The organism is Ectothiorhodospira shaposhnikovii, from assembly GCF_016584105.1.
In the GTDB taxonomy this organism is placed as follows: domain Bacteria; phylum Pseudomonadota; class Gammaproteobacteria; order Ectothiorhodospirales; family Ectothiorhodospiraceae; genus Ectothiorhodospira; species Ectothiorhodospira shaposhnikovii.
The window spans coordinates 1-2,311 of the sequence record NZ_NRSM01000076.1 but is presented as its reverse complement, the minus strand read 5'-3'; the positions used below and the strand labels follow the sequence as shown (position 1 = coordinate 2,311).

Here is a 2,311-nt window from a genome sequence, read left to right as displayed (position 1 = left end):
CTGGTCCTCCTGTTGGTCATGCTGGGGAGATTGCCGCTCACGTTCCTTGCGCAACCACCGATCCAACAGGCTGCGATTGATTCCCAGAGACCGGGCAGCTTCGGCCACCCCATACCCCTGGCGCTCAACCAACGCCACTGCCTCAGCCTTGAATTCCTCCGTGTATCGACGTCGTGCCTTCTTGCTCATGAACACCTCCAATGCATAGCCTACGAGGGCTTAACGGGGTGTCCGCTACAATTGGACCACTTCATACCCATCCGGCGGCAACAAGCGCAGAGCCGTTCCAGCCAGGCTTCCGCAGGTTCCCATCGCATCTGGATCACTACCGGACCATGGTCGAGTACCGCAAGGGCCAGTTCAGCGCCCGGCCAAGCCGGCAAGGACCAGACTCGTGCGCCTCTTTCCAGCAACAAAGACGGCAGTTTATCATGCTTTCGCAGCCACCCCTGCCTGTCAAACCCTAACGCATTGAATGGCAGTGCAAGCCCGTGGCCAGAGGCTTTCGAGAGCGCTTCCTTGCGCACCCAGTGTTGCAGCAAACGTGCAGGGACTGCCGCGGGACTAAGCCCTTCCAATTCCCGGCTTTCACTGGCGGTACAGACAAGGGGGATCAGCGCCTCATCCAGAGATGAACGGCCCTGGTTTTCCAGATCAACACCGATGTCGCGGTCCGTGCTGACGGCAACCGCCACACCGCCCCGGGTATGGCTCAGGCTGCAGCCAGGTCGCTTGCCCGGCAAGGCATTCAGGATGCGGGGTTTGTCTCCCGCCCGGCGAGAAAAGTCCCAGTCCTGCCAGGCACCACCAAAGCACTCTGACAACAACACGCGACGCAGTGCATGCGCATAAACATAGTCACGCCTGTCGCTGTCGTGAATAAAACGCCGCGCCCGTGCCTGCTCCCAGGGAGCCAGCAAAGCCAGCAAGACCCTGGGGGTTGCCACCCCCAGGGTCTCCAGGGCATGAACCACGATCCTGCTTGTTGTTGCTCCCGGTTCACTCTGCGCAAGGCACACGACTCATCCAGCCTCGGCGCTGTGACAGCGCCGCAGGGCTTCCATGATGTGTTTTTTGACCATGGAAACACTGATGCCAAAATGCCTGGCAATGCTCGGATAACTCAAGCCATGCAAGCGGCTCAGCATGAAGGCATCCTTGCAACGCTCGGGCAGGGCCTGTATTTCCTGCCAGACACAACACAAGCGCTGCCGCTCAATCAACAGCTGTTCCGGGGTCAGTTCACCATTGTCGACATCGCCACTGCTGGCAAAGCGGCCCTCGTAGAATTGTCGAACCTGATCGCGGCGAAGCATGTCGACGCCCAGATTGATCGCCATGCGCAACAAAAAATCACGGGGTTGCTTAATGGCCGTTTCATCCTCAATCCGCTGCATGCGCAACCAAACCTCCTGCATGATGCCGTCGTCTGCCAAGTGGGTTTGCCTGAAACGCACTCGCAGCAACCGCTTAAAAGTTCACTGTTCCAATCAGCATCACCGTACACCGCTCACCCGGCGTCCACAGGTTCCCGTCGGAGACCCGGGCGCTCGCAGAATCGCATATTTCCGGTCAGCCAGGTTCTTTCCTACCAGCGACAGGGTGAAATGCTCGTTGCGTACACCCACTCGCATTCCCCACAGCGCTGTGCTGTCAACCCGGGTATGTGGATAGTTGAAGTTGTCGGATTCGTAAGCGTCGGTCCAGGACATGTCACTGCCGATGAAGCCAGCGCCTACTTTCTGATGATTTCACACCGGCTCAGCACCATCGCCCTGGCCAATCACATCCTGGTACTGGATCAAGGCAGGCTGGTGGAACAGGGCCAGCACGCAAGGCTGCTGTCCCAGGGAGGCTACTATGCCCGGCTGTGGCAACTGGAACAACGCCATGGACACGATTCGGCTAGCCAGTGAGCGCCAATATCGTCAACACGTGCTTCTCAGCGGAAAAGCGGTGACCCTCGCGGATTGCCGGTTGATACGCACGTCGTATCACCGCCTGGGGCTCCCCGTGTTGCATCGTCCTTCCATGTGCGAGCATGCCGTCACCTACTGGTGAAGTGGTCCAATTGTAGCGGACACCCCGTTAAGCCCTCGTAGGCTATGCATTGGAGGTGTTCATGAGCAAGAAGGCACGACGTCGATACACGGCGGAATTCAAGGCTGAGGCAGTGGCGTTGGTTGAGCGCCAGGGGTATGGGGTGGCCGAAGCTGCCCGGTCTCTGGGAATCAATCGCAGCCTGTTGGATCGGTGGTTGCGCAAGGAACGTGAGCGGCAATCTCCCCAGCATGACCAACAGGAGGACCAG

Annotated in this window: 5 protein-coding genes; 2 read left to right on the top strand and 3 right to left on the bottom strand. The window is 59.0% G+C overall.

Going from position 1 to position 2,311, the window contains the following annotated elements:
- From CKO35_RS17425 to CKO35_RS18630, 3 genes are all read right to left on the bottom strand, one after another.
- On the bottom strand, nt 1-189 hold a 189-nt coding region (locus tag CKO35_RS17425; protein ID WP_200177375.1), incomplete at its 3' end, for a transposase.
- Between the two features lie 20 nt (nt 190-209).
- Nucleotides 210-974, bottom strand: coding sequence for a 4'-phosphopantetheinyl transferase superfamily protein (locus CKO35_RS17420; protein ID WP_200177374.1), 765 nt, complete (start codon nt 972-974; stop codon nt 210-212).
- A 48-nt stretch (nt 975-1,022) separates the two neighbouring features.
- Nucleotides 1,023-1,397, bottom strand: coding sequence for a sigma factor-like helix-turn-helix DNA-binding protein (locus CKO35_RS18630; protein ID WP_200177373.1), 375 nt, complete (start codon nt 1,395-1,397; stop codon nt 1,023-1,025).
- Nucleotides 1,398-1,745: 348 nt separating this feature from the next.
- Between CKO35_RS18630 and CKO35_RS18625 the strand changes: the two genes are divergently transcribed.
- A complete protein-coding gene (locus tag CKO35_RS18625) occupies nt 1,746-1,916 on the top strand; it encodes a hypothetical protein (protein ID WP_200177372.1) in 171 nt (56 codons plus the stop codon).
- A 206-nt stretch (nt 1,917-2,122) separates the two neighbouring features.
- The coding region (locus tag CKO35_RS17405) for a transposase (RefSeq protein WP_200173378.1) at nt 2,123-2,311 on the top strand (189 nt) is incomplete at its 3' end.